The organism is Ferrimicrobium acidiphilum DSM 19497 (assembly GCF_000949255.1).
Taxonomy (GTDB): Bacteria; Actinomycetota; Acidimicrobiia; order Acidimicrobiales; family Acidimicrobiaceae; genus Ferrimicrobium; species Ferrimicrobium acidiphilum.
The window spans coordinates 48,056-74,115 of the sequence record NZ_JXUW01000014.1 but is presented as its reverse complement, the minus strand read 5'-3'; the positions used below and the strand labels follow the sequence as shown (position 1 = coordinate 74,115).

Below are 26,060 nucleotides of genomic sequence, written 5' to 3'. Positions count from 1 at the left end.
GGTAGCGATCCTCCGTCACGGTGTACTTCCTCACTACCTGCTTGTTGCTCGTATGGACGCCGTTGCTGAGTTTGCGATTGGGATCCTGTTAGTCCTTGGAGCCTTCACTGCTATTGCCGCCTTCTTTGGACTGGCACTCAACTTCAGCTACGTGTTCTCCGGTGCGATCTCTACGAACCCAGTCTTTATCATCCTTGGCATCGGGTTGGTACTGGCATGGAGGAACGCTGGATGGCTGGGGCTAGATCGCTACCTACTCGGGAGACTTGGAACTCCATGGCAGCACCGCACCACCTCTCCATCTGAACCACGCGCGCAGGAGTCAACCAACCGCTAATCCACCCGCACCACCCGCACCACCCAGGCTCCTTCAGGAGCAGAGGTGGTGTGGGTGGTGTCTTGCTACATACCGATTCCTGCGAAGGATAGCACCACAATGGCTCCTACCCCATGTGAGCAGCGACTCTGATGTGTGAAAGCCGTAGTGGGAACTAGGATAACGCCGATCCTATGAAGAGAAAACTAGCCAACAAGCCACGAAGTATCACGCCATGAACAAAAGGGCTATGCTCACCCTTCTTTCCCTGTCGCTGATCTGGGGCTGTTCCTTCATTTTCATAAAAGTTGGCATCGAAAGCTTCTCACCTCTGGAATTAGCGCTCCTGCGAACCCTCCTCGGGTCAATCGTCATCTTTGTGGTCGTCCGCGCCAAAAAACTCCCATCTCCTCACAGCTTCGAAGTTTGGTGGAAGCTAGCAGTCGCTGCAGCCATATCAAACACAATACCTTATATTCTCTTCGCTTACGGAGAGACGCATATCAGCGCGATCCTGGCTGGCCTCCTGAACGCGATGACGCCACTCATCACCTTCCCTGTGGCGATCGCGGCCGGTATCGAACACTCCTCCTCGAGACGCATACTCGGTCTTGTGTTGGGCTTCATTGGCGTCCTGATCGTCGTTGGGATCGGGGGCAATATCGCATCTGGATCGCTGCTCGGTAGCGGAGCCTGTCTCTTAGCCGCCGCCTTCTATGGGGTCGGTTTCGTCTTCGTTCGCAAGACGATCACCATGACCGACGAAACCCGCCTCGGACTCGCCGGAGGCCAGCTTCTGATGGCTACCTTGGAAGCCTTCGTCGTCTTACCGCTTTTTTGGCATGGTGCTCAAGCCGTCAACCCACGATCTATCGTCGCAGTACTCCTATTAGGAGTGATGGGAACTGGTTTTGCCTATGTTTTGAGCTACTCGCTTATCCATCGAGTCGGGGCGCTGGGGGCGTCGCTCGCACCCCTAATCATGCCGATCTTTTCGACAGTCGCAGGAGTGTTAGTACTCCAAGAGCGACTGATTTGGTACCAGCCGATTGGAGCAGCGCTCATCCTTGTTGGAGCCTGGTTTGTGCAGCGCACTCCGAAGTTTCTGGCTCTGGAGTGACGTCGGTATCGCGAGCGATACCGACTCGCAATGATATTCACCCGTCTGTCATAGGTTGCGACGCTGAAGGATCAACCCAGTCACCCAACCCTCCTGTCATCGACCTCGTCCATTGTCGCAGTCGGAGCGAATGACAAAACCATCTGGCACCAACACGTCAGTCCGCTCAAGCTCCATAATCGACCGCTTGCCCAAGGCGTACAAAGTCTCTGAAACCCCCGCCCGTAGAATCTCGAGCACATTGGTGACTCCAAGGCTGCCACTTGCGGCGAGTCCCCAAAGATAGGGACGGCCGATCATTACTGCTCGAGCTCCGAGTGCCAACGCCTTGACGACGTCAGAACCTCTTCGGATACCCCCATCCAAGAGAATCTCGACGTCATCGCCGACCGCATCCACTATGGCGGGTAGGCAACGTATCGTGGCTGGAGTTGAGTCGAGATTATTGCCACCGTGATTGGATACCGAGATCGCAGTTACACCTAAGGCCTTTGCCTTGCGTGCATCGTCTACGCGCGTGATCCCCTTGATCATGAACGCACCACCCCATTGTGCCCGAAGCCAGGCAATGTCTTCCCAAGTTGGAGGTGGTGTGCGCATCCATTCCTCGAACGCAGTGAAAAATCCAGGAACCTCTCCACGAAGATCAGCCATGTTAGGCACCCCAAGGTCGGGAGGACCTCCGGTCGCTAGATACCGCCGTACATACTCCGGTCGCCTAACAAGCTCGGGCAAGTATCTAAAGATCGCTCTCGCGTCTAGGTGTTGGGGAATCCACGGGCTACCCCAATCACGTCGAAAGTCAAAACACCAGTCAAGGGTCAGGATTAGTCCGCAGGCACCAGCCGCTCGTGCGCGCTCAAGTCGATGGGCCAGCATCTCCCGGGTACCCGTCCAGTACGTCTGATAAAAAAACTTGCTAGTCACCTGGGCAATAGCCTCAACCGGCGAGGACGCAAAGGCGGAGACCCCCATTATGGTATCCGCCTCCTTCGCAGCACGAGCTACTGCCAACTCTCCATCAGGATGCACCGCCTGGACACCCGTCGGGGACAGTAGCACCGGAAGGCTTACTGGCATCCCCATAACCGTCGTCGCCAGTTCGCGATCAGACGGCAAATCAGCCACCGTCGGCAAGAGCTGTAGCTGCGAGAACGCCAAAACGTTCTCCGACAAGGTGACCCCACTCTCAGCACCAGCCCTAATGGCCGCAAAAACCGACGGTGGTAACGCGCGCTGAGCACGACGCTCTGCCTCGGCGACCGATTCAAACCATGTACGAGTGCTCGACAACTCCCACCTCCACAGTCGACGCTATCACCCGTTTTGGTGTGAACGCACGTCAGCTGGCGTCTTGGAAGACCGGCTCAGCCGTAAGCCATAAATCCATCGCATGACATTCCCCTTACCAAGTATCGCGGCAACTCTCATGGATGCAGCCATCAGATACATAGGTGATGGAACGACACACCACAAACCAAGCCTCTCTCGGGATGACACCTAACTCCGTCTGTACCAGATAAGGAGATGCCATTCAACTAAGCCTCACGGAATTGGCCTCGACTAGATCTCGCTAGGTAGCTCAGCACTCAGGCTACTCAAAATCGTCGGCGAGCACGCTCCCAATCTTCTGCCCCAAGTCAGGAATCTGACGACTCCGCACCACACCAAAGACGAAACTCACAACCAAGAGTGCAAGCACGATCCACGGAAATACGTTAAACGGATAGGGTTGTCCCGGCTTGATCATCCCCCATAGCGGTAGCACCAGCGCAGCCACGCCAAGAATAGGTATTATCAGGTGGCGCAGTATCGAGAACTTATCCCGGTGTTCGCGAAAGAAGTAGACCGGCAACGCAAGGTTTAGCGCCAGGTAGACGAGAATGATCGGAATCGTACCAAGCGTTGCGATGTCGCCCGCTATGTTGAGTGGGTTGCCATGGCTCGCCCAGAGAAGGGTGATGATCAACGCGATCACCGAGTAGGCGATGAGAGAGATGACCGGGGTGCCATAGCGATCACTCAGTTTCCCAAGCACGCTCGGCAGTAGCTTCTCCCGGCCAGCACTAAAAATGATCCGAGTCTGTGCAGTGGTGGCACCTATCAACGAGGAGAAGGTACTCGTAAGACCAGCGAGATAAACCAATACCGAGACCGGGCCAAGCGCTTTATCGGCAGCGGTAACAAACGGAGCCGAAAGCCCGCCGATCGTCGAAGCGTTGTTATGGAACGCAATAGAGGTCGTCCATGCCATCAACACATAGATGATTGCGACAGATATCGTGGCGATATATATAGCCCGTGGGACCGAACGCCTAGCATTCCGAGTCTCCTCTACCATCGCGCCAGGGTTACCGACGCCAATGAACAAGAAGACCGCGAGCGGGAAAGCGAGTCCCATCCCAGATATGCCTCGACTGACCAAACTCGGCTCAAAACTCGCGAAGTTGATATGTGATGAGTTAGTGATCACGATTGCGACCATGCTGATGATGATCAACAACAGCTCGAACACGAACGCAATCGTCGCCCATCGCGCGCTTATCTTCACGCCCCGATAGACCAGAAAACTGACGAGAGCCACGAAGACGATCGTGATTGGTTCCCATGGCACCGAGATATGAACATACTTCGACAGGATCAGACTTGTCCAGCCACCCATGATAGCCATAACGTAGCCAACAGCGATGATGTAGCCGACCGACAATGCCCACGCCGTCATCACGCCGGGGATCGCCCCGAAGGCTTTACCAATATAGGACACATATGATCCCGAGCTCGGCGTAACTTTAGTGAACTCAGTCAAGCTGTTCAACTTGAGCAACACTGCCACCGCGGCAACAATAATCGCCAATGGGCTCGCAACTCCTGCAGCTGCGGCTATCGCAGCGAACGAAAAGAAAAAACTCATTGCGGGAGCGGTATCTGCGAGCGATACGCCAAGGATGTCCATCGTACTCAACGAGTTCTGTCGCAACCTAGTCGACTTGACCGTTGGCCTTATATCTTCGGTCATTACAAACCCCTTCGTTACCCCTGAAGGCACCCACTATACACCTAGTAGACGGAAGTCGTATCCGTTAACCGCTACTCGTCCTCCAATATTCTTGGAAGATCCAGACTCCAGAGATGGCGTCCCCAGTATGATCCGGCTCTGATCGGACCGCTTTGCAGACGCCAACCCAACGATGCACGCAACTGGTGCAAAGTTGAAAATTAATGGTTGCTTAACTAGTTATGTTTAGCCACTGACTCATGGTCAGTGTAGTTGAGCGCCCTATGGCTGTCAAGTACACTACAAAACCTGTTCTACGCCACGCCGAAGACGCTGCCTTAACAATCAGAGCACACTCAAATTCTCGACAAACCTCTCTATCCTTAGTGAAGGACACGGTGGTCGAGTAGCAAGCCTTGCATTGCACTCAGGCAAAGGTTGGCCTTGCTCTCTCAGCTACTGCAACATCGAAGCCTTGGGTAAACAGCGGCTGGAGTCTCCACTTGAAGTCGTTTCGGTCGATTATCCATCGCTACTGGTTGGACGAGCAGTCTCAATCTATCTACAATACGAATGGACATATATTTTCAGATCCAAACGTTGGAGGAACTGAGTTCCGTACCTCTCTTGCTGAATGGAGCTTTGACGCCGGCGCAGGTGATGGGACCATTGGGTTATCGGATGTTGGTAACATTAGGTCAATTACAATATCGACGTATCCACTATTACTTTTTGAGGTAAACATGAGCAAGGACCCAGGTCGTGATGCACGTTGGTCGCGTTCGCGAGTAGCTGTCCTGGCTGTGGGCACCTGCGTAATCGTGGGCGCACTGGCCACCTACGTCGGATTTACCGACGGCACGGTTCGACCACAAGCAGCTACCCATAGCCACCGTGCGTCGAGCGTCGTCTCGCCAACGCAGCCAGCCTCTTCGGTTCCGTTTGGTGAGGCCGGTGCTGTAGTCCGGGAGGCCGAGGCGAAGTTGCCATCACTATCTGCCGATGTCGCCCTAATGACTGCCCGAGGTATTACCGTCCGCGACGGGAAATATACGGATTCCGCATTAGGTATCGGGCAAATGATGCGTGGCTTCGAAATGAACGGTCTGCTTAGTCGTTTTGGTCAAGAGCTCAGGACATCGCCGTCGATGAGTGTGTCGACGATTGAGACGACTGTCGCCAAGTCAATCGAACAGTCTTCAAGGTCCTATTTATTACAGGCCGTTGCCAGCGCAACGCTTAATGTGATGCTCTTGCAGTACGCGGCGACGACTAATCAAATGGTACCGTATTCCACTGCACTCCAACAGGCACAGAAAAACTACCATGGTTACTTGGCAGCGGGTTCACCACCGCTGTCGCTGCCTAATGGTGAAACTGCGACACAGAGCTTTATCTCTCCGGGAGCCGTCCATCTTCTCCGAGATTCGCTTACAACCACAGAGTTGAGAAATAAGATTGCCGGAGACCAGTACGCACTAAAGGGTATCCATAATCAACATGCTGCTCTGGCTGCTTGGATGACGAAACATATCGGCAGTCTGCACCCGGTGGTAGCTAACAGTCCCGTTCCAATAGCACAACTACCGAACGATCTCCCTCCGTTGATGTAGAGAGGTCGCATGGCAATCTATGACTTCGTGCGGCTTCGGATTCCGACTGTTCAGGAGTGGCCCCCAGGTCCTAGGTCTCGTCAAACTTTTACCGTTCTTCTTCGGCGAATTTCTGTAGGAAGAGTACCGAGTATCTCACAGAGGCAGCTGAGCCTGAAAACAATCGACCCATTTGGCCCCAGTGCAGTGAGGTATTGGCCCCACCCTCAGTCCCTCACCTCGCCGTCCGATCGTTACAAGACGTCGACCTCACAACAACCCTTGCGTCGTACGTACCTGAGGAGCTGGAATCTTTCCGTTCAAGGCGTTCACAACACTCTCCTGGGACGCAAGCCTTCGATCAGTGACGTGGCGTTGATGAAGAGCCGCAAGAATGGTCTTGGCTATCACTCGATCTCCAAGAGGAGAAGGGTGCATATTACATATGAAGCGACCACCCGAACTGTTGGTGCGATAGCGAATCTGAAGTCCAGCCGCACATTGATCACCGCCGTATGGCGCCGCAGCCGAGACAAAAGCCCCGAATCCGTCTGCGGTCGAACCCCTAGCAGCTAACGTAGCTCGACGAATAACAGCGTTGATCTCTTCGGTACTGTGCACGGCAAGGCGGCCATCGATCAAGAGCGGATAATACTCGAGTGCAACGATAGGCCCCCGATACCTGGCTTTGATCCGAATGGCATGAAAGATGACACCGAGATTCTTCCGCAATGATGCATCGAGACGCTCTTTCTCACTGGCACTACGACACTGCGCCTTTGTAGTGAGCTGACAGAGCCGAAGATCGTTAGCACCGATATCGATCGAGACGAGTTTAGTTTGGGGATGCGATCTAAGATAGTTCACGGCAAAGCCCAGCTGAGAGCCTGAGTAGCGGACATGAAGCGGCCAAAAGCGCCGATACCCCCCTCCATGACCCATGTAATTCTCGCACCGATTACTCGGAGCACGTGGATCAATCATCGATGCAGTCGTCTCACCGGGACAGGAGGCGTTCACGAGTTGGAGATGCAATGCGCTAGCTACATCATTCGCGTAGCTCCGAAAATGAGCGGGGTCGTTATACCACGAAGTACTCGGATAGGTCGGAAGCGCCTGCACCGGGACGTATCCGAAAGCAATTGAGTCACCAAGCGCAAGATACGTACCGCGTAGAGGAGGGGTTGTCGCTCCAGCTGCCTCCGGAACGACAATCACAACCACCTGAATCAGCAGTACGATCACGATCGTCCCGAGATAGGAACGGAGACGGGCTTTTAAGGTCATCATACAAAGAGGTCCATGATGTCAAAACTGACCGAGAGTTTTTTCGAGAACACCCTGACACCAACTTCTTTCTGTCACCACCCTCTACGATACGCCTTCAAACTGAGGGAACCCCAAACCCCGGTTAACAGTGCGTACAACCGGTTGAGCGCAAATTTTCATGGGTTTCTCACCGGTTGTGTTACATGCTTCGCACTTGTCGACAACTCATCCCATACCGCAGTGGAGAGTCAACAGGCAAAGGAATTGCTCCATCCCTGCTCCGGAGGATGCCGGCGCGACTTTGTCGTCGCGAATCCAGATCGCGTGCAAACGTCGTCCGACTCTGGCTGGCTTACAACGACTGATCTCGGGTGGCTCAGACCGACGAACACTCACTGTGACCCAGACGACGTTCTGAGTTTCAACTTCTACATCCGAGTGGCTCAGCCAGAGGAAAATACTCCAACAGTCGATCGCTTCACCGATACTCAGTATGGTGGACCTGACAGTATCGTTACAAGGAGTTAACATTAGGCCCCAAACTCGCCGGTTCGATCGCTTACCCTTAAAGGAGTAGCAATTGGAGTGCGGCTGGCTCACCAGCATAGAGGTCGGTCACACCTGAAACCGAAAGCGAATATACCATGAGTTACCAGGCTGAATATATCTGGATCGACGGAACAAAACCGACTCCTTTGATGCGCAACAAGACGCGCATCATCCAGGATGGCAAGGCTCCTGACATCTGGGGGTTCGACGGCTCGAGTACCAACCAGGCACCAGGTGACGACTCTGACTGCGTCTTGCAGCCAGTATTCCAGTGCCAGGATCCGATCCGTGGTGGAGACAATGTGCTCGTCCTCTGCGAGGTCCTGCTAACCGATTTCACCCCACATCCAACTAACACGCGCTCGTCATGCGTTGAAACCGCTGAACGCTTTGCCGATCAGGAGCCGATGTTCGGCATCGAGCAAGAGTACACCTTCTTTAAGGATGGACGACCACTCGGATGGCCTGTGAACGGATTTCCGTCTCCACAGGGAGAGTACTACTGCGGCGTAGGTGGCCAAAAGATCGTTGGTCGCGACATCGTGGAGGCGCACACAATCGCATGCATGGAGGCTGGCCTGCATATTGAAGGCACGAACGCCGAGGTCATGATGGCGCAATGGGAGTTCCAGATCGGGACACTCGCACCGCCAGAGATCGGTGATGAGCTTTGGGTAGCCCGGTGGCTCCTGATGCGAATTGCCGAGGACTTCGATGTCGAGGTGAGGTGGGATGCGAAGCCCGTCGCCGGCGATTGGAACGGTGCTGGTGCTCATACTAACTTCTCGACCCTAGCGATGCGCAATGGATTCGATCCGATCATCGCCGGGTGCGAGGCTCTGGGACGCAAAGTTGAGGAGCATATTGCTAATTACGGAGACGGGATCGAGCGTAGACTCACCGGCAAGCACGAGACGGCTCGCTATGACGAGTTCAGTTACGGCGTTTCGAACCGCGGTGCCTCCATCCGTATTCCGTGGGTGGCCGCGAAGGCTGGAAAGGGGTGGCTTGAGGATCGACGCCCGAATGCCAACATGGATCCCTACGTAGTCTGTCGCCTCATGATCGACACGGTCTGCTCGGACGCAGAGGGAGCTCATACATCCGAGACCTCATCCAATCTGGCCGACGCTATCTAATGGTTCAGATCCGTCCGTCTTTGGCTTAGGATCAATAGCTCTATTTGGGGCATATATTCAAGACAGAACTGCTCTCACCTCGGTGAGAGCAGTTCTGTCTGTGGTCATCGAATCCAACGACCACAAGAGCTATAGACGAACACCTAGCCAGTAGCACCATCCGCATACCCTGCCAACAACTTCCGCCTTATGAACGATCATCGACGCTCAAATACAGAAATCCCGGCAGCAAAGTTTAAAGTGGGTTCTTCTTGGTGGTCGTCTATCACCACGACCCCATCGTCAAAACCCAATCCGCGTGATCGTGCAAGCTCATGATGCGCCTCACAATCGCGTGTCCAATTGGTCACGCAACCATCAAACGGCGATCGGATTCCAAGACCTCACCCACCCGAGACCGGGGGCAGTACAACAAGTTCTCCAGCCCTGGGCACAGCACTACTCAGATCAAGGACCTCTGAGCCATTAGCAAACCGACAAAACGGGAGTAGTGCTTTCATCTCTGGGCCGCACTGCTCACCCAATCGCTCGATCAACTGTGCGAGGGTGCCGCCCTCGACTGCTAGCTCAATGCTGTCGGCCCCAGCTAGTGCCTTGGCGGTCCCGAAAAACCTAACCAGCACTGTCGCCCTGGCGATCTAACAATGCACCAATCTCTGCGGTCAATACGTCGAAAGCGCGGTGAAGAGATCTCAAAGTACCCTCAACTTCAGACAGGGTTTCCCTAACATGCTGCTGCTCACCCTCATCGATCATCAATGGCATCCTAGCGCAAGCATGAGATCCTCAGAGCAATGAGCTCGTGATCGCCGTCAAATGATGTCAGTAGACGAATGAGGAGCGAATAGAAAACAGAAGGTACCAGCCGACAGCGACCTCGATCAGCACGAGTGCTATACCATTCAACCCGAAAAAGAAGGTTAAGACGACGCCAACCACGAGTTGAATCAGCGTCCCAGTAAAGACGATACGCCAACCTCGATACCGTAGCTCCCGAAGCGGCTGAACGCCCCAGAGATAGATGATCCCATAGATCGCCGTGAGTGCTGCAGCCACATAAAAACTCGACAACGCTGATCCACCAACACAGCCAAGCAGAATCCCGGTGCACGACCCGCCAAAAGCTGTCGCAGCACTCACAATATCAAAAGCATCTAACAGGACTAGAATCCCGACTACCAGTGCTATCATCCACGCCGACTTCGTAAGACGACCGACGACTCTATCAGGAAGCTTTGGCAGATGAGAGGAGATGTCTAGCAATCTATCTTCCAACGTGATCAGCATGATTTGACCATCTCCCGCCTCGACGCACGTGACGCTCTAGCCCTCAGTATAGCCAGGACCCTCTTTGGAGGGAAACTAATCGGAGTCGGTCAACGCATATCTGTCGGCGATGAGTTCGAACGAGCGAAGGGCATGTACAGCCAACAACGTGATCACGACCGCAATAAGGGATAGCTCGGGCGTCACGAGGCAAATTCGTCGTATCTATGCCCATACAGCCTACGCCCATAGAAATGGCCACTCGTAGGTGTGTCATGTCAGGCATGGTCACCTTCGCCAGCCCAGCAACGTGGATATGGAGACGAAGTGACAGACACCGACCCACACCCAATCGAGAAGCCCTCTGGTGGAGCAGATTGGACCAAAACATAAGTGGTGCTAGACAGCAGGGGCGGTCGCTAGGCTGCATCACAATCTTTCGGAGAGGATAGATGCGTGGCGGAAGACGATTGGCTCATACGTGCCAGCGCGGTTACCAAGGTATTTACCACCAATGGACGTGGGGTGCTCGCCCTCGAGGAGGTTAACCTTTCCCTGGCAAGGGGCTCTTTCACATCGCTTATCGGCCCATCGGGTTGTGGGAAGTCGACGCTCTTGAGGATCATCGGTGGCATCGAAACTCCGAGCCAAGGGTCGGTCGAACACGCTGGATCAGCTCGAATCTCCTTTGTCTTTCAGGATCATGCGCTCTTCCCGTGGCTAACCGTGCTTGACAACGTCGCCTTTGGACTCAAGATGGCTGGAGTCGAACCAGAGGAGCGGAAACAACGCTCTCAAATCTGGATTGAGCGGGTTGGCCTTGCGGGATTCGAAAAAGCATTCCCGAATGCGCTCTCGGGCGGAATGCGCCAACGCCTCTCCATAGCTCGAGCTTTTGTCACTGAACCCGACATACTTCTCATGGACGAGCCGATGGGAGCACTCGATGAACAGACCAGACTCCTCATCCAGGAGGATCTACTCCGGCTATGGGAGGAGACTCGCAAGACAGTGCTCCTAGTTACACACTCCATCGACGAAGCCATCCTTCTCGGCGACCGAGTCTCAGTGATGAGTCGGCGGCCAGGGCGGATCAAGGCAAATCTCGACGTCCCACTAGAGCGACCGCGTAGCTTGCACAACATGACTGATCCACGTTTTGTCGCCCTCAAAGATGCGATACTCAATGACCTTCATGACGAGGTGATGGCGTCAATGGAGTCTCGTTGACCATCTCTATCCCAAACAACCCCATCAACCAAGAACTTGATCGGAGCGCGCTACGGAGCAGGCGGCTCCGACATCGCGATCTCGCTCTAGGGGTCGCAACGCCGATCGCACTCCTCCTTCTATGGCAGCTCGCCAGCTCTACCAACCTCATCGACGCCAAGATCTTCACGCCACCAAGCACCATTTTTTCCACCGCGATCACGCTTGTTAAAAATGGCGTCCTTACACATGATCTCGGCATCACCTCTCTCCGTCTGATCGTCGGCTTCGTCACCGGAGGCGCTCTGGGTATCGTTGTCGGAATAGTACTAGGCATATTTCGCACTTTGCGAGCTGCCTTTTCACCACTTTTTGCCGCCTTATATGCCGTGCCTCAGATCGCCGTACTGCCACTACTCCTTGTTATTTTCGGGATTGGCGAGACTCCAAAGATCTTGACGGTAGCTGCCGTCTCCTTCTTTGTACTCGAGATCAACGCCATGGCTGGCGTGCGTTCCATCGATCCGCAACTGCTGGAGGCCGGGCGAGCTTATGGCGCCAAGGGGAGACGACTGTTCTGGCATGTACTCATCCCTGGAAGTCTTCCTGCCGTCTTCACCGGTCTCCGAGTAGCTGCAGCGTTGGCACTTGTGGTAGTTACCGCCACTGAATTCGTAGCCGCTAACAGCGGACTCGGATACCTCGTTTGGAATTCCTGGCAGCTCTTCGAACCCAACCAGATGTACGTAGGACTCATAACCATCGCACTCGTTGGAGTCGTATTGACCGGCATTATTGAACTTATAGCACGCAAGGTCATGCCCTGGTCTAGGCGCAGCTCCCACGACTAGCGACAATCGCTTTAACGACGGTGTTCAATAAGCAGCCAGCAGGTCAGTTGGTTGCTATACTCCCCTGAAACAATCGCCAAAACGAGCGCTGCGAGCCAATCCGGCACCTTCGCAGACCCTCAATAAACAGCAAGAAGGATCGGATCCAATGCGTCGAACACATCGGTTAACTACAGCATTAATCGCCCTTGGGGCGTCAGGGGTGCTCGCCGCCTGTGGGAGCACGAGCTCCAGCACAAGCACTAGCACTACTGCCAGCCCGGTTACGACCAACGTAACCGTCGCATATGTGCCCATTCCGCTATTTGACCCGCTCTATATCGCCATGGCAAAGGGCTATTTCGCCAAAGAACACATCAACGTCCACCTGACGGTAGTCTCATCTGGCCAGAGTGCTACCGCCCTCGCAGCTACCAATCGCGTCCAAGTTGTCCTTGGTGGGTTCTCGGCGGGTATGTTTGACGCAATTAAGCAAGGCTTGAACTTCAAGGTCGTCGGCTCAATGGCGGCTGAAGCCGCAGGTGCAGCAGCCAATGGTCTTGTAGTCGCCAACGGAGTCATCCCCAAAGGCAAGACGTTGACCGCCTCGGACCTACGCGGAGCCAAAATTGCTATTGACGGCGGCTCTGGTGCGGCAGGCGGCTACCTGCTCGCAGAGGCGTTAAAGCCTTACCACTTGACGCTTGCTGATGTGAACGTAGTCAACCTCGGGTTCCCGGAGATGCAGTCAGCGCTCGCCAACCATTCCGTCGCCGCAGCATATCCATCAGCCCCATTCCTCTCCGCGATTTTGGCCGCAAAGGATGGAACTCTTGTCTCGCCAGCGCCAGTCAACGCTGCCGTGGTTGGAGTCATCTACGGTGGTTCCTTTGCCAAAACGCCGGCAGCTCAACACTTTTTTGATGCTCTAGCCAAAGGCGCTCAAGACCTGCAAGGATCTGCCCAGACGAGCTCTGCCAATCTTGCTATCATTGCAAAGGCAACCGGCGAATCCATCAGCATACTCAAGTCGGAGCCGCCAAGCATCTACGCCCCAAACCTAGCGCCGCCAACCTCGACTTTGAGTGCAATGCAACAGGTCTATCTGGCTAATGGCCTCGTAGATTATCACCACCCACTGAGTAGCTCAGCCTATATCGATGCCAGCTTTGCCAATAAGGTCCAGGCGGGTTAACTATCAACGACGAAACAATAGAGGATGATCAAGAACCTTTGAGTCACCCTCCGCGATCACGTTAAAGGTCGTTCCCACTGACTAGCCTTATGGATGTGCCTTCACTCTTCGACCTCGACCATGCAGTAGCTGAGGAGGTCCTTGGCGCACGCTATCGGGCCGACCAGCTCTTCGAGGGGCTATTCCAGAAGGCTCTGCCGGTCTCAGCGATCACCAACCTCCCCCTTCGGTTGCGTGCCCAACTCGATACCGACTATCCTCTCGGCCTGAACGAGCTCAGCGTGACCTTGAGCGATGACATGACCACACGCAAATGGCTCTATGAGATCGATGGAGGGCATCGAATCGAAACCGTGCTCATGGAGTACCCTCGGCGAGCGACCGTCTGCATTTCAACACAGGCTGGCTGCGCTATGGCCTGTAGTTTCTGCGCGACTGGCCAAGGAGGTTTTGGGCGTCAACTCACGACCGCGGAGATCATTGAGCAGGTCTATCGAGCCAAGCAGGCTGCGCTTCCACGCCGACTCTCCAACATCGTTCTCATGGGGATGGGAGAGCCACTTGCTAACTATCGGGCGGTGGTGGCTGCGATCCGTATCATCGTTGAACGCTTCGGAATCTCGCCACGCCGGATCACTATTTCGACCGTTGGAGTCGTTCCCGGTATTGAACGTCTGGCCAAAGAGGGTCTCGCGCTCACACTTGCTGTCTCACTGCATGCGGCCAATGATCACGACCGTTCAGAGATCATCCCGCTGAACCGGCGCTATGCGATTGAGCAGATTGTTGCTAGTTGTGAGCGATGGACCGCAGCCACCTCTCGCTTAGTCAGTCTGGAGTGGGCGATGATCGACGGCTTCAACGACACACCGGATGCTCTTGACGAACTCAGCGCGATCGCACGCCGTCTCAGGGCTCATGTGAATCTCATTCCACTCAACCCCACGCCCGGCTACCTAGTTCGAGGAAGCACTCGAGAGCGAGTGCTCGCCTTTCAACGAGGTCTTCAAGCCAACGAAGTGCGGTGCACCGTGCGTTCCACGCGAGGTCAGACCATCGATGCAGCATGTGGACAACTAGCGATGCGTACAGAGCAAGCAGTTGGCCAAGCTAGACGAAGTTCGAGCCTTGCCATTCGAAGGTCGTAGCCACTCTTCGACAAGTTGGGAAGCGACCCTCTGGTTTCAGAAAGTCTGACCACATGAGGATCAATACGAACAGGCACTACGCCTTGCAACAGTCCAGCGGAAGGAGATCTGAGACAATGAGAGCACCGGCGGATGAAAGAGTAATCGAACTCGCCCCCTCCGTCCTACCATGTGACTTTGGACGCCTCGGCGAGGAGTTAGCCGCGCTCGAGAGGGCCGGAGTCGATCGGATTCACTGGGACGTCATGGATGGGCTTTTCGTACCGAACATCACTATCGGGGCACCCGTCATCGCAAGCTGTCGCCGTTATAGCTCTCTCCCCTACGAGGTACACCTTATGATCGTCGACCCAGAACGCTACGTTAGAGAGTTCGTGGATGCTGGTTGTGAGTTAATCACGGTCCATGCCGAAGCTACCCGCCACCTCCATAGAACCCTGAGTCTGATCAAATCTTTAGGAGTGCGTGCTGGAGTCGCACTAAACCCAGCAACACCACTCACCTCCGTCGAGTACGTCATGGACCAGGTCGACGTACTAATGATCATGAGTGTGAATCCAGGCTTCGGTGGGCAACATTATATCGAGGCGATGGACGCCAAGATCATGGCGGCAGTCGCCCTCCGCGAGGCAACCAATCCGAACACCAAGATTGAGGTGGACGGCGGCATCTCCGAGGAGACACTCGCAGGGTGCGTCATGAACGGAGCAGAGATTCTCGTCTCCGGCTCTGGACTGATGGCTCACCGCGATCACCTAGCCCAGGCAGTCGCCAACTTCCACCAGCTTGCTCGAGATGCCCTGGTCTAGTGCCGCAAAGCAAATACCAGTACTCTGGCACATTACAGCGAATGAACTCTCCAGCAAAATCACCGCAACAAGAGTCCTTGAGATAGGACGAGGTGCGTCAGGAGAGTGACTCGTCCTCCATACGCTGCCACCTGGGCTCGCGCCGTTCGATGAAGGCCGCCATCCCCTCAGCTGCCTCGCTCGACTCCATCGTCACGATAGCGAGTTCGGAGTTGAGCTGCCAAATCCTCTCAGTCGCACGGGCGTAGGAGCCTCGTAGGAGCCGCTTGCTATTGAGAATCGCTTGTGGCCCTGATGCAGCAATCTTGTCTGCAAAGCTGAGCGCCTCAGCAAGCAAGCGCTCGCGAGGAACCACTCTATTGATCATCCCGAGTTCCATGGCTCGATCGGCCCATATCGGTTCACTAGTTAGCGCTAGCTCCATCGCAACGCTACGACCGACTAATTCGCTCAACCGAACCAGCCCACCGCCAGTGGCTAACAGCCCTCGCTTAGCTTCAGGTAGGCCAAAGCGTGCGTCTTCGGTCGCGACTATGAGATCACAATTAAGGACTATCTCAAGCCCACCGGCTACTGCATAGCCATTAACCGCGGCTATCAGCGGCTTTGGGAAATCATATCCGCCCACGCCGGCGAAGCCACGACCAGGAATAATGACGCTACTACTACCGTGGGTGGCTGCGAACTTGAGATCCATCCCTGTACAAAACGCGCGATCGCCTGCACCGGTGAGGATCACACTGCGCACCGCCGAATCAGCCTCCGCATCCTGGAGTGCCTCGGTAATTCCCTCTGCCACCTTGTCGTTAACACAGTTCATTTGTTCAGGGCGATTAATGGTAATAATCATCGTCGCGCCCTGTTGTTGGACCTCTACCTCAGCCAACTCCCCCACCCTTCTGCTTTATTGACCAAGACATCCAGTCCTTGATCATGCTGTCCCTGACATTCTCTGTCAATTGCCATCCATGATTGCAAGAAATTGTAACCTATAAGGATGACCGGCCATGGTAGAAACGATAAAACTTTCGCAAACCGTCAATTCCTAGTAGCTCTTTGGCGCCGCTGGCAGAGGATCACCAATCTGTCCCAGCAACCATTTATTGGAGAGCTGCCGGCTGCCGTCTTTCGCGACGACGAGGCTCTCGGCCAACCTCCACTCGATGATTGACCGCCCTCTTAGGGAAGTTCATTCGATCGTCGTCTTCGCTCCGCTAAGTTCTGAAGGTTGTACCACGCCGTCACCGTGGCAACTATCGACAGGCCGACGTAGACCACAAGCAACGCAATTAACAGGTGCTCTAAGTAGATAGACCAGCCGTTATAGCCCTCCAGCACATTGCGAAGACTCGTATAGGTAGCGATGAAGGCACCGACGAGCGTCAAGCGAACCCGCCACGGCACCTTCACCGATCAGACCCGCTCGCTAATGACCTGAGTCGAGCGATACCCAGCTTCGCTGCGACCAAGTCCTCACCCTCATACCAAAGTGCATCGATCTCCCCACATGGGCTCATCTCACGCTCTAGTCGGATCACAGTCTCGTTACCTTCGATGGCAACCACCACCGCCATCAGCGAATCCAAGAACGACCCTCGCAGCAAACGTAGCTGTCCGGCGTCGACCAGCACTGCTGTAAGCCCATCCGCATCCGCGCTCTCCATAACTGAACGTGCCACCGAGTTCGTTGAACTCAACATCGCTGCAGGTATTTCGCGTCGACGTCGAGCAAGAATAAAGCGATGCTCGGGCACAACCCCGAGCTCCTCGCAGATCTGCGTGAAACGCCCAATTGGATCGGATGCAGAAGGGACTACCACAGCTACCAGTCGAGTCGTCGCTGCGAGTACGGCCGTTTCGGCCTCAAAGCTGCGCACTCTCAAGTCAACAACGGGTGCATCCCCAGACAGATCTACCACCATGGCATCGATTCGATCCACAAGGAACGCTCCGGGGCTTGATTCACCTCTGATGGCTCGGCGTGCCGCTTCTACGAGCTCTGCCTCACTCAGATCGGAGCTAGTCGATGCATCGGCGAGCACATCTGTCTCTCTGGTATCAGATGTTATTTGCACGGTCCCTTCGTCGTCTCGATAGACGGCAGCGACCTTACCGGGAGGCGTTCCCCTGCTAGTGACTTCGTCGGGCTTGACTCCAGGTGTGGCACCCGCCAACGTCGACCAGTTTGGTGCGACTACATTAGTCATCTTGGTAACCTTGCCATCGCGCCGAAACACCTTCGGTGTAGCCATTGGTGGAGTTACGTTAGTGGGCGCAGCATCTGAGGAGCCTGCGGATGTTGACCCATAACTCTTTGCCAGCTCATCGCGCACACTTCTGTAGTCATACTCATCTGCATCCGCAGGCCCCGATGGCCGTGGACCCGCGTTAACAAGTACATTGCGTAGAGCCGCCGCGAAGCCTGGCGCAGAGATGGGCGTGGTTGGCGGTTCGACCACCACCGTAAAACTCACACGCTTCCCGACGAAGCCTGGTTTGCTCACTCGCTCTGCAGCGACAAGGCGCACACCTTCACCAAGCGCAGCACGCGCCTTCGCAAGCGCCTCTTCGATAGATTTTCCATTAAACCGTAGCTGGTTGGACATCGCCAATTACTCCTATCTGAATCAATTTGAGTGAAGGTGCAAGTTCCCTCACGGCTAACACTGGTATCGACGTATCTCCTGCTCGCAACGTTTGGAAGAGAGCTCTGCGGATCGCTGGCATACAGACGAGAACCGGCTCATGCCCCTCGATCTCGGCTCGCAACTTCGCAGCCCGGATCTCCTCACGAAGATGAACGATCTCTTCCATACCTATGCCCAAGACTCGACGACCATCGACCGTGACCAGGCTCTCGGCGAAGCGCATCTCGATCTGCGAAGAGAGGTAGACCACCGCCAACATTCCGTCCTGTGCAAAGGTGGACGAGATCGCCCCACCGAGAGCCTCGCGCGCCGCATCAAGCAGAGCATCAGACTCCTTGGAGGTTCGGTATCTATCGACAATCGCCTCCACAATGGCAGGGAGATTTCTCACGGGCACCCGTTCGTCTAGCAGCTCTCGCAGCACCCGCTGGATATCGCCCATGGCCACCTGTGCTGAATTGAGTTCGTCCACTACCACGGGAGCGACCCGCTTCAAGGCATCGAGCATCTCCTTGGTCTGTTGACGCGTAAGTAAGGAACCGGCGTTGTGCTGAACCACTTCAGAGAGGTGGGTGACGATTACCGATGAGCGGTCGACCACAGTTGCGCCGAGCACCTGAGCTTGCGTTTTGCAATCTGGTGGTATCCATCGAGCTCGGAGCCCAAAGACCGGATCAATAGTCTCTTCTCCTGGCAAAGCATCAAGATTATCACCGATAGCGAGCACCCGATCTCTGGGAACCTTGCCCCTGCTGAACTCGGTCTCGGCTATCTTGATTACGTACTCGGTGGGACCTATATCAAGATTGTCATGAGTGCGAACTGGGGGCAGCACAAAGCCGAGTTCACCAGCCAACTTCCGTCGCAATCCCTTCACACGCTCGAGAAGATCACCCCCTTTAGTGGGATCCACGACGTCCAGCAGCTCAAATCCCAGTTCCAGCTCCAGGATCTCCACGCCCACCACGTCCTGTGCAGTCTCAGGTGCCGCGACTTGGGTCAGTTCGTCTGCGGTCTCTTGCGGTTGTTCAGGTTTCTTGGAGACTCTCCAGCCGATAAAGAAGACCACCCCACCTACGAGCAGAAATGGAAGTTTCGGCAGACCAGGCAACAGCCCAAGTGTACCAATTATGCCTCCAGCGATCTGCAGAGCCACCGATTGCCTCAGGAGTTGTTGCAAAAGATCAAGACCGAAGTCGGCGTCATTCGAGGTTCTGGTAACGACCAAACCTGTGGCAATAGATAGGAGAAGCGCGGGGATCTGACTGACGAGACCGTCACCGACGGAGAGCAGCGAATAGGTATCGATCGATTGGGTAACCGAAAGGTGATGTTGCACCACCCCAACGATAAACCCTCCTATCAGGTTGATCACTGTAATCACAGCAGCTGCAATCGCATCACCCTTAATGAACTTAGAGGCACCATCCATCGCGCCGTAGAAGTCGGCCTCTTTCGAGATCCGCGACCGACGACGCCGTGCTTCAGCCTCATCGATATGACCTGCATTTAGATCCGCATCAATCGCCATCTGTTTGCCTGGCATTGCGTCCAACGTGAAACGAGCGCCAACCTCAGCTACACGTCCTGCACCACTGGTAATAACCACAAACTGAATGATGAAAAGAATCGCAAATACCACCAGTCCAACGACCACCGAGCCGCCGACAACGAAGTGTCCAAAGCTCTCTATGACTGAACCGGCAAAGGCATGGAGCAACACCAGACGTGTCGCCGAGACGTTCAGTGCGAGCCTGAACATCGTCGCAATCAAGAGAACTGAAGGGAATGCTGCGAACTCTAACGGATCGGTAACCCGGAGCGAGACACCGAGCACCACCAACGCAAAGGTGATGTTTGCAGTGATGAGAATGTCAAGCAGTTGCGAGGGAATTGGGACGACCAGCATCACAACTATCACGGCTATGCCGATGGGTACCGCTAACGCCAAACGGCGCATACGGGCACTCTCCATGGTCCTCCCTCTAGAACCTTGGTCATCCTTGAGAACATGGATCATCCGTGTACTCAACGCTTCGTCACCGAAATGGCCGACCTTTAATTAGAAACTGGGCTGATACCCTTAGGTCGCAAGTTCACTCAGCACTTGCTCAAGAATCTCCTCTGGAATCTCCTCCAAATTCGACTGATGACTCGAGTCGTAATAGCGCGCTGTGGTTGAAAGCTGATAGACAAAGGCCAATAGACGGGCGACCACTAAGAACAATGAGCCAGGAATCGGCTCTCCGACCGGCACTGCAATGTTAAGTGCGCGAGCCAGCGGTGGGTCGATTACGATCGGAACGCCAGCAACACGAGCTCGCTCTCGAATCGTAACCGCTATATATTCGGAACCCTTGGCCAACACAATCGGAGCCCGCTGGGTCGTCGGCTCGTACTTTAAAGCGACCGCTACGTGCATAGGGTTAGCAACCACAACATCGGCCAAAGCGACGTTAGCGATCATCCTCCGCCGCGAAAGCTCTCTCGCCATCCTGCGACGGCGACCCTTGGTCTGCATATCACCCTCGTACTGCTTCGTCTCATCCTTTACCTCTTGCCGGGTCATCATCAACTGCTTACGTACCTGAGTTCGTGACCTAGCAAAGTCGATCAGCGCAATAGCGAGTCCGAGCACGCCAGTGAGGCGAACCAATTCAATACTCATAGAGGCGACTTGAGAGGCGACAGCGATCGGCGAGATCGAAGCTGACGTCAGAGAGTCGATGCCTCCCAACAACAGGAGCGCCGAGACCAACACAACTATCAACAACTTCACCAATGACTTTGCCGCCTCAACGGCTGGTGAAGTTGAGAAGATCCTAGAAAGGTTCTTCCTTGGAGAGAAGTGGGTGAAGTCCAGCCGCAATTTCTTGGGAACAAAGCGAATCCCCACTTGGGCGACGTTGATAAGCACCACAAAGACTGCGACTGGTGCGGCAACAAGGAGGGCAAGCTCTCCGACCGTCTCAAGTCCAGACTCCAGTCGACGGAGGGCGGTGGTGCTCGATAGCGCTGCACCTCCGCCTAAAGCCAGATGGCCAAAGGCAACGATCTTTGACTCCACCGTATGAAATACAAGCGGAGCCGCCAGTGAAAATGCAAGGATCACCAGCCACGTCGCCAACTCGGCAGATCTTGCTACCGTCCCCTCTTTTCTTGCTTTTTCAAGCTTGTGAGCGGTGGCCTGTTCGGTACCTTCGTTCTTTGGCATCTATCCTCCCAGCAGATCCCGTTCAGCGGCGAGCAGATCGCGGATCGAGGCATCAAAGAGATGAGGTAGAAGCGGAACTGCAACCAGCATCATGATGAAGGAGAGCAGAATCTGGAGCGGAAAGATGAACGTCAACGCATAGAGCTGAGGGGCCACCTTTGTAAGGATGCCGACCACGATCTGCGAGAAGAACATAACGGCAAGAATCGGGGAGGCGACCTCCAGCGAGGAGACGAAGAGGATCGTGACCGACTTCACGAGAATCCCTAAGGTGAAGGAGAGGTGGAAGAGGTTTGGAGTAGCAAAACTCGCAAAATAACCATGTATAACCACGACATCAGCGCCTGAGACGAAGAACAACACGATCCACATCAGGTTGTAGAACTCGCCGGTCACCGGGACCTCATTGAGTGATAACGGGTCGAGCGCCGGAGGAGTGGAGAACCCGCCGAACAAGCCCACCAATCCGCCGGCCGACTCTCCGAGAGACACGAAGAGCATGGCAAAGAAGCCGAGAGCAGCCCCGATTAGGAGTTGCTCGGTGGCTACTCCAATCAACCCTCCAGTCGTTGTTGGCAAGACGATCGCGTGCACTAAGGCTGATTCAGTACCAAGACCAAAAGCCACCCCTATCGCCGCTCTAGCGGTGATAGGGACCACCGGCATCGCAAAAGGAAAAGCCACCAGGATAAAACCCATCGAGCGGCTAAATGCTAACAGATACCCGATCAGCCAGTGAGCATCAAAGGCTATCTGCATCTGTGCCTGCTTACTACGGTCTCCGCCATCTCAAAGCGAACTCACCAGGGAGGGAATCTCGCGATACAGCTGGATGGTGAATCCATCAAGTTCTGAGAGCATCCAATGGCCAGCCAGAAAGATAATCAACGCTATCACGACCAGTTTCGGCAGGAAACTCAACGTCGCCTCTTGAATCTGGGTCAGCGTCTGGATAAAGGCAACGACTAGGCCGATCGCCAGAGCCCCCGCGAGCACTGGCCCTGCCAGCTTTGCAGCTAAATACAGTGTCTGTCCAGCGATTTGGAGAACCGGTCCGTCGTTCATTTACTACTCATTTCATGCTCACCAGCAGCGCGTGTACCACTAGAGTCCAGCCGTTTACCATCACAAACAGCAGCAGTTTGAAAGGCAGTGAAACCAGCGTCGGCGGCAGCATCATCATCCCTAAGCTCATCAAGATCGAGGAGACTACCAAATCGATAACCAGGAACGGCAGAAAGATGATAAACCCAATGATGAAGGCTGAATGAAGCTCCGAGAGCAAGAACGCAGGAATCACTGCATCCATGCCAACCTTGGTTGGAGCGACAGTCCCCTGGTGATTCACCTGCGCGAAGAGCGCGAGCTCCTGGGTTCTTGTATTCGATAGCATCCACTCTTTGATCGGAGTCTGCGCCTTATCATAGGCCTGAACCGCGTTGATCTGTCCATGAAGATAGGGTTGGATCGCGACATGATCGACCGTTTTAATAGTCGGCGCCATGATAAAGATCGCCAAAAATAATGCTAGGCCGGCTAAAACCTGATTTGGAGGTGTCGCTTGAAGTCCAAGGGCGTTGCGAGTGATTGAAAGTACCACCACGATCTGGACAAACCCGGTCAGCAGGATGAGGAGCGACGGCGCGACAGAAAGAAGTGTCAGGACCAGGATGATGATAAGTGATTCGCTCGGTCCCGAAGAACCATGCAGACTTATGTTGAGGCTCGGCAACTTGGTTGCTGGGCCAACGGCAGCTAGAAGCGCTGTCCCTGCGAGAGTGGGGGCCATGCGCTAGCTCTGCTGTCCACCGAGTAGCCGACGTACGCCAGCTACCACGCTCTCCTTCTGTCGTCCATGCCAGATATCACCATTCGTCCTACCCCACGTCGCCAGCAGCTCGCGCTCTGGATCCTCAGTCATTGAGAGATCCAAAACCTCGACTGGTTCGTCGGGAACGAGCTCAGTACCAAGCTCGCCAAGAAGCTGGAGTTGGGTTCCGGAGACCCCGATTAGCAGGCGCTTCTCCCCTGCATCGAGTACAAAGATGTTTGCCTTTTGACCAAGCGCGACTCGTTGAGTCACCTTCAGTGGCCCATGGCCGCGATCGGTACCCACATGGCCGATACGTCGCCGCTTGGCGACCTTGCCCATCGCAACGATCAGCCCAATGACGCCGGCAAACGCTAGAAGCCCGGTGATAATCGACCCCATCAGCGCCCAGCCCTCAAGTTGTCGACCTCCTCTGAGTTGACGACCTCAACGATACGCACTCCGAATTCATCATCTACGACCACGACCTCCCCGTGAGCAACTAGAGTGCCGTTCACCAGAACATCGACAGGAGCGTTAGCGGCTCGATCGAGTTCTATTACGTCTCCACTTGTGAGATTGAGCAGCGCCTTTACCGGCATCCTCGCCCTCCCAAGCTCAACGGTGAGCTCCATCTCAACATTGCGCAACACTGCAAGATTGTCGATCGTCGCAACTTGATCGGTCTCTACTACGTCATTCTCCGCCATTACTCCTCCTCACCCACGATTATTGCCGCGACGCGCGATCCAGATTGGCCGAGCACCGCCTTGTAGAGTTCAACCCGGTCTACCACCACCGACATAGGACGATTCTTCCGATGTCCAAGCCCCACCACGTCACCCGGCTTGAGCCGGAGAAAGGCTTGTGAAGAGATGGTCGTCGATTCCAAGCGCACACGAGCAACAACCGGCACCTCCTGGAGTCTTCGTTCAAACGCTGCTTGAAAGTCGGTTCCATTCTCCTGCATGACTACCGCACGTGAGGAGATCGTCTCCACCACCGGACGCAACATCGAGTACGGCAGAACCATAGAGAGCTCGCTCAACCGGTCGTCGCCGAGCGAGAAACGAAACTTAGCCCACACACACATCTCGCCTAGCGGTATTCCCTGGATGAACTCAAGCGATGGCTCGGTGTGAATACGGTCTGCAACGACCGCAGTCTGTGTCGATATGGCTGCAGCTACCTGGGTCACCATATCCTCAAACAGTTTGGCGGCCAAGTTCTGCTCGAGGTCAGTGAGCTCACGCGTATCCACCTCAGTCCACTCGCCGTCTCCTCCGAGTCGCAGGTCTATCAGTCGCAACGCTACCTCCGCCGGCAAGAAGATCGTCGCCCGCGAAGCCAATGGATGGAGCGCAAAGGTGATGACCAGCCCTGACCCCGTGAGTTCGGAGAGCAGACTCTCCCACGAGAGCTGATCGATGGTGTCGAGTTCAATTTTTACGTTGCGGCGAAGCGCAGCCCCCATCAAGGTAGCACTAGGCCTGGATGCACTCTCCAACAACAACTCCACACCACGAAGGTGTGAACGCTCGAAGCTTCTTGGCAGCCGAAAGTCGACCGGTCGTACCGATCGCCGCTTCTGCTCCTCTGTGGTCTCCCCGCTCATGCGTTCTTCATCGACCGTAGAACGGCCAACTGAAGAACTTTCGTGGCTATTGCACGATGAAGCTCTCAAAGAGGATGGACTGCACAGTGTCCCAAGGCTTTGCTCCGGTGTGAAGTACCGCGTTGAAGGCGTTCGTCAAGCTCACTGCCGCCTGTGTTCTCCCAGCCGTAGGGAGCAATTCGCTATATCCCATACCTCCAAAGGTCAATATGGCAGCATTATTCAGTTGTGGAAGATCCTTGATCACCTCTGCCTTTGTATCCCCTGGGGCTAGTTCGAGAAGCATCTGTGCCTGTACGATATGACCATCATCTAAGTTGGTCGTGATGGCCGGCATGGCATAGGAGACGCTTGTCAATTCCGCCGCTGTCTTCGCGCCTTTGATAGTTTTCGCTGGCTTCCTCAACAGCAAAAAATAGGCGGCTGCCGCTGCTAGCAGCACCACCAGTACGATGATGAGTAGAAGCTTCTTCTTCCCCTTTTTCTTCGGCTCCTCCGTAGTAGTCGCCTCTGCCGGTGCCGTCCTGGTCGCCATCGTTGGTGCCTCCTTACAATCGATTTGTGGTCTGGGTGTTTAGAATCACGACGTCAACTCTTCGATTGAGGGCCATGTTCGTCGGATTCGAGTTGGGTACGATTGGGTGCGTCGCCCCAAAGCCTGTTGCAGACAATCGACTGGCACTCACACCATCATTGTGCATCAGCTGCTCCAAGACAGTGACCGCACGTACCGCTGAGAGCTCAAAGTTAGACGAAAACGGACCACCATAGATCGGAGCGGAGTCGGTATAGCCCTCTACAACGATATCGTTGCTCAACGGTTTGACTACGCTGCCGATGATGTTGACGACTTGGCTGCCTACCGAACCTAGCGAGGCGGAGTCAGTGTTGAAGAAGACCTTATCTGAGAGAAGGCGAACGACCACTCCTCGTTTCTCGATCGCTACCTGAACATCCGATGACAGATTAGCCTTACTGAGTGCCGCGTTGATCTTTGCGGCTATCTGGCTGCTCTGTTGCGAGCTACTAGATGGCGTGCCGGCTCCAGTCTGAGGAATTGAGATCTGTGGAGGTCCAGGCGTGACTCCTGGATGTGTGATCAGTGAACGATGCTGTAGGAGTCCACTTCCGCCCTTGAGCGCAGACTGGAGTTGCATCTGAGAGAAGGTCTGGAGCAACCCAGTCTTGAACTCATCGAACTTCTTCTGAGAGATACTACTCATCGCAAACAGGACCACAAAAAGGGCCAGAAGCAGGGTAATCATATCAGCATAGGTGAGTAACCAGCGTTCGGAGTTCTCCGCCTCCGCCTCCGCCTCGGCACGTCTTCCCATCG

The 26,060-nt window shown here is 54.9% G+C and carries 26 protein-coding genes and 1 pseudogene; 9 read left to right on the top strand and 18 right to left on the bottom strand.

Going from position 1 to position 26,060, the window contains the following annotated elements; translation table 11 throughout:
- Nucleotides 1–337: pseudogene (locus FEAC_RS15550) on the top strand (DoxX family protein); the annotation flags it as partial.
- Between the two features lie 214 nt (nt 338–551).
- Nucleotides 552–1,436 carry a DMT family transporter gene (locus tag FEAC_RS08080; protein WP_081901073.1) on the top strand — a complete coding sequence of 295 codons (885 nt, stop codon included), beginning with the start codon at nt 552–554 and terminating at the stop codon, nt 1,434–1,436.
- A 96-nt stretch (nt 1,437–1,532) separates the two neighbouring features.
- On the opposite strand, the gene mftD is transcribed toward FEAC_RS08080, so the two are convergent.
- Together mftD and FEAC_RS08070 are read right to left on the bottom strand one after the other, a co-directional pair.
- Nucleotides 1,533–2,729, bottom strand: a complete 1,197-nt coding sequence (gene mftD, locus FEAC_RS08075; RefSeq protein ID WP_035389321.1) for a pre-mycofactocin synthase MftD — start codon at nt 2,727–2,729, stop codon at nt 1,533–1,535.
- Nucleotides 2,730–3,030: 301 nt separating this feature from the next.
- A complete protein-coding gene (locus tag FEAC_RS08070; RefSeq protein ID WP_052566061.1) occupies nt 3,031–4,452 on the bottom strand; it encodes an APC family permease in 1,422 nt (473 codons plus the stop codon).
- Nucleotides 4,453–4,934: 482 nt separating this feature from the next.
- Here FEAC_RS08070 and FEAC_RS08065 point away from each other — a divergent pair, with 482 nt between their 5' ends.
- On the top strand, nt 4,935–6,044 hold the full coding sequence (locus tag FEAC_RS08065; protein WP_035389319.1) for a hypothetical protein: 1,110 nt from the start codon (nt 4,935–4,937) through the stop codon (nt 6,042–6,044).
- Between the two features lie 249 nt (nt 6,045–6,293).
- On the opposite strand, the gene FEAC_RS08060 is transcribed toward FEAC_RS08065, so the two are convergent.
- The gene (locus FEAC_RS08060; RefSeq protein WP_052566060.1) at nt 6,294–7,313 is read right to left on the bottom strand and encodes a GDSL-type esterase/lipase family protein; all 1,020 of its coding nucleotides are present in this window, start codon (nt 7,311–7,313) and stop codon (nt 6,294–6,296) included.
- A gap of 623 nt (nt 7,314–7,936) precedes the next feature.
- On the opposite strand from FEAC_RS08060, the gene glnII reads away from it, so the two are divergent.
- The gene (gene glnII, locus FEAC_RS08050) at nt 7,937–8,980 is read left to right on the top strand and encodes a glutamine synthetase GlnII (protein ID WP_052566059.1); all 1,044 of its coding nucleotides are present in this window, start codon (nt 7,937–7,939) and stop codon (nt 8,978–8,980) included.
- A 383-nt stretch (nt 8,981–9,363) separates the two neighbouring features.
- Here the strand turns inward: glnII and FEAC_RS08045 are convergent, their stop codons facing one another.
- Together FEAC_RS08045 and FEAC_RS08040 are read right to left on the bottom strand one after the other, a co-directional pair.
- A complete protein-coding gene (locus tag FEAC_RS08045; protein WP_035389309.1) occupies nt 9,364–9,603 on the bottom strand; it encodes a MoaD/ThiS family protein in 240 nt (79 codons plus the stop codon).
- Nucleotides 9,604–9,802: 199 nt separating this feature from the next.
- On the bottom strand, nt 9,803–10,267 hold the full coding sequence (locus tag FEAC_RS08040; protein ID WP_035389307.1) for a hypothetical protein: 465 nt from the start codon (nt 10,265–10,267) through the stop codon (nt 9,803–9,805).
- Between the two features lie 435 nt (nt 10,268–10,702).
- Here FEAC_RS08040 and FEAC_RS08035 point away from each other — a divergent pair, with 435 nt between their 5' ends.
- The 5 genes from FEAC_RS08035 (at nt 10,703) to rpe (ending at nt 15,437) form a co-directional block, all read left to right on the top strand.
- A complete protein-coding gene (locus tag FEAC_RS08035; protein ID WP_035389305.1) occupies nt 10,703–11,476 on the top strand; it encodes an ABC transporter ATP-binding protein in 774 nt (257 codons plus the stop codon).
- Nucleotides 11,473–12,306, top strand: coding sequence for an ABC transporter permease (locus FEAC_RS08030; protein WP_035389303.1), 834 nt, complete (start codon nt 11,473–11,475; stop codon nt 12,304–12,306). The genes FEAC_RS08035 and FEAC_RS08030 overlap by 4 nt, the downstream gene beginning before the upstream one ends.
- A 148-nt stretch (nt 12,307–12,454) precedes the next feature.
- Entirely contained in the window at nt 12,455–13,480 is a 1,026-nt protein-coding gene (locus tag FEAC_RS08025) for an ABC transporter substrate-binding protein (protein ID WP_035389302.1), read from the top strand.
- Nucleotides 13,481–13,569: 89 nt separating this feature from the next.
- Nucleotides 13,570–14,628 (top strand): dual-specificity RNA methyltransferase RlmN, encoded by a 1,059-nt coding sequence (gene rlmN / locus FEAC_RS08020; protein ID WP_081901071.1) that lies wholly within the window; start codon nt 13,570–13,572, stop codon nt 14,626–14,628.
- A 116-nt stretch (nt 14,629–14,744) separates the two neighbouring features.
- On the top strand, nt 14,745–15,437 hold the full coding sequence (gene rpe / locus FEAC_RS08015; RefSeq protein WP_035389300.1) for a ribulose-phosphate 3-epimerase: 693 nt from the start codon (nt 14,745–14,747) through the stop codon (nt 15,435–15,437).
- A 97-nt stretch (nt 15,438–15,534) separates the two neighbouring features.
- On the opposite strand, the gene FEAC_RS08010 is transcribed toward rpe, so the two are convergent.
- The 13 genes from FEAC_RS08010 to FEAC_RS07955 all read right to left on the bottom strand — a co-directional run bounded on the left by FEAC_RS08010 (nt 15,535) and on the right by FEAC_RS07955 (nt 26,058).
- On the bottom strand, nt 15,535–16,323 hold the full coding sequence (locus tag FEAC_RS08010; protein WP_035389353.1) for an enoyl-CoA hydratase-related protein: 789 nt from the start codon (nt 16,321–16,323) through the stop codon (nt 15,535–15,537).
- Between the two features lie 293 nt (nt 16,324–16,616).
- Nucleotides 16,617–16,847 (bottom strand): hypothetical protein, encoded by a 231-nt coding sequence (locus FEAC_RS08005; RefSeq protein ID WP_152623144.1) that lies wholly within the window; start codon nt 16,845–16,847, stop codon nt 16,617–16,619.
- On the bottom strand, nt 16,844–18,043 hold the full coding sequence (locus FEAC_RS08000) for a hypothetical protein (protein ID WP_035389297.1): 1,200 nt from the start codon (nt 18,041–18,043) through the stop codon (nt 16,844–16,846). The genes FEAC_RS08005 and FEAC_RS08000 overlap by 4 nt, the downstream gene beginning before the upstream one ends.
- The gene (locus FEAC_RS07995) at nt 18,021–20,060 is read right to left on the bottom strand and encodes a flagellar biosynthesis protein FlhA (RefSeq protein WP_035389296.1); all 2,040 of its coding nucleotides are present in this window, start codon (nt 20,058–20,060) and stop codon (nt 18,021–18,023) included. Before FEAC_RS07995 ends, FEAC_RS08000 begins: the two co-directional genes overlap by 23 nt.
- Before the next feature lie 108 nt (nt 20,061–20,168).
- The gene (locus tag FEAC_RS07990; RefSeq protein ID WP_035389294.1) at nt 20,169–21,299 is read right to left on the bottom strand and encodes an EscU/YscU/HrcU family type III secretion system export apparatus switch protein; all 1,131 of its coding nucleotides are present in this window, start codon (nt 21,297–21,299) and stop codon (nt 20,169–20,171) included.
- Entirely contained in the window at nt 21,300–22,058 is a 759-nt protein-coding gene (locus FEAC_RS07985; RefSeq protein WP_035389293.1) for a flagellar biosynthetic protein FliR, read from the bottom strand.
- Between the two features lie 30 nt (nt 22,059–22,088).
- A complete protein-coding gene (locus FEAC_RS07980; RefSeq protein ID WP_035389291.1) occupies nt 22,089–22,364 on the bottom strand; it encodes a flagellar biosynthetic protein FliQ in 276 nt (91 codons plus the stop codon).
- A 7-nt stretch (nt 22,365–22,371) separates the two neighbouring features.
- Nucleotides 22,372–23,088, bottom strand: coding sequence for a flagellar type III secretion system pore protein FliP (fliP, locus tag FEAC_RS07975; protein ID WP_081901070.1), 717 nt, complete (start codon nt 23,086–23,088; stop codon nt 22,372–22,374).
- A 3-nt stretch (nt 23,089–23,091) separates the two neighbouring features.
- Nucleotides 23,092–23,511 carry a FliO/MopB family protein gene (locus tag FEAC_RS14685; RefSeq protein ID WP_081901069.1) on the bottom strand — a complete coding sequence of 140 codons (420 nt, stop codon included), beginning with the start codon at nt 23,509–23,511 and terminating at the stop codon, nt 23,092–23,094.
- On the bottom strand, nt 23,511–23,819 hold the full coding sequence (gene fliN / locus FEAC_RS07970) for a flagellar motor switch protein FliN (protein WP_035389289.1): 309 nt from the start codon (nt 23,817–23,819) through the stop codon (nt 23,511–23,513). Before fliN ends, FEAC_RS14685 begins: the two co-directional genes overlap by 1 nt.
- Nucleotides 23,819–24,724: a flagellar motor switch protein FliM gene (locus FEAC_RS07965; protein WP_035389288.1), complete on the bottom strand. Its 906-nt coding sequence runs from the start codon at nt 24,722–24,724 to the stop codon at nt 23,819–23,821. The genes fliN and FEAC_RS07965 overlap by 1 nt, the downstream gene beginning before the upstream one ends.
- A gap of 46 nt (nt 24,725–24,770) precedes the next feature.
- Nucleotides 24,771–25,259 carry a flagellar basal body-associated FliL family protein gene (locus FEAC_RS07960; RefSeq protein WP_035389287.1) on the bottom strand — a complete coding sequence of 163 codons (489 nt, stop codon included), beginning with the start codon at nt 25,257–25,259 and terminating at the stop codon, nt 24,771–24,773.
- A gap of 13 nt (nt 25,260–25,272) precedes the next feature.
- Entirely contained in the window at nt 25,273–26,058 is a 786-nt protein-coding gene (locus FEAC_RS07955; RefSeq protein WP_035389286.1) for a flagellar motor protein MotB, read from the bottom strand.
- Nucleotides 26,059–26,060: the final 2 nt, after the last annotated feature.

Excerpts from the sequence above, each read along its gene's own strand:
- FEAC_RS08080 (WP_081901073.1), top strand. The coding sequence starts at position 552 with ATGAACAAAAGGGCTATGCTCACCCTTCTTTCCCTGTCGCTGATCTGG.
- FEAC_RS08070 (WP_052566061.1), bottom strand. The coding sequence starts at position 4,452 with ATGACCGAAGATATAAGGCCAACGGTCAAGTCGACTAGGTTGCGACAG.
- FEAC_RS08060 (WP_052566060.1), bottom strand. The coding sequence starts at position 7,313 with ATGATGACCTTAAAAGCCCGTCTCCGTTCCTATCTCGGGACGATCGTG.
- glnII (WP_052566059.1), top strand. The coding sequence starts at position 7,937 with ATGAGTTACCAGGCTGAATATATCTGGATCGACGGAACAAAACCGACT.
- FEAC_RS08040 (WP_035389307.1), bottom strand. The coding sequence starts at position 10,267 with ATGCTGATCACGTTGGAAGATAGATTGCTAGACATCTCCTCTCATCTG.
- FEAC_RS08025 (WP_035389302.1), top strand. The coding sequence starts at position 12,455 with ATGCGTCGAACACATCGGTTAACTACAGCATTAATCGCCCTTGGGGCG.
- rlmN (WP_081901071.1), top strand. The coding sequence starts at position 13,570 with ATGGATGTGCCTTCACTCTTCGACCTCGACCATGCAGTAGCTGAGGAG.
- rpe (WP_035389300.1), top strand. The coding sequence starts at position 14,745 with ATGAGAGCACCGGCGGATGAAAGAGTAATCGAACTCGCCCCCTCCGTC.
- FEAC_RS08000 (WP_035389297.1), bottom strand. The coding sequence starts at position 18,043 with ATGTCCAACCAGCTACGGTTTAATGGAAAATCTATCGAAGAGGCGCTT.
- FEAC_RS07995 (WP_035389296.1), bottom strand. The coding sequence starts at position 20,060 with ATGGAGAGTGCCCGTATGCGCCGTTTGGCGTTAGCGGTACCCATCGGC.
- FEAC_RS07990 (WP_035389294.1), bottom strand. The coding sequence starts at position 21,299 with ATGCCAAAGAACGAAGGTACCGAACAGGCCACCGCTCACAAGCTTGAA.
- FEAC_RS07985 (WP_035389293.1), bottom strand. The coding sequence starts at position 22,058 with ATGCAGATAGCCTTTGATGCTCACTGGCTGATCGGGTATCTGTTAGCA.
- FEAC_RS07980 (WP_035389291.1), bottom strand. The coding sequence starts at position 22,364 with ATGAACGACGGACCGGTTCTCCAAATCGCTGGACAGACACTGTATTTA.
- fliP (WP_081901070.1), bottom strand. The coding sequence starts at position 23,088 with ATGGCCCCCACTCTCGCAGGGACAGCGCTTCTAGCTGCCGTTGGCCCA.
- FEAC_RS14685 (WP_081901069.1), bottom strand. The coding sequence starts at position 23,511 with ATGGGGTCGATTATCACCGGGCTTCTAGCGTTTGCCGGCGTCATTGGG.
- fliN (WP_035389289.1), bottom strand. The coding sequence starts at position 23,819 with ATGGCGGAGAATGACGTAGTAGAGACCGATCAAGTTGCGACGATCGAC.
- FEAC_RS07965 (WP_035389288.1), bottom strand. The coding sequence starts at position 24,724 with ATGAGCGGGGAGACCACAGAGGAGCAGAAGCGGCGATCGGTACGACCG.
- FEAC_RS07960 (WP_035389287.1), bottom strand. The coding sequence starts at position 25,259 with ATGGCGACCAGGACGGCACCGGCAGAGGCGACTACTACGGAGGAGCCG.
- FEAC_RS07955 (WP_035389286.1), bottom strand. The coding sequence starts at position 26,058 with ATGGGAAGACGTGCCGAGGCGGAGGCGGAGGCGGAGAACTCCGAACGC.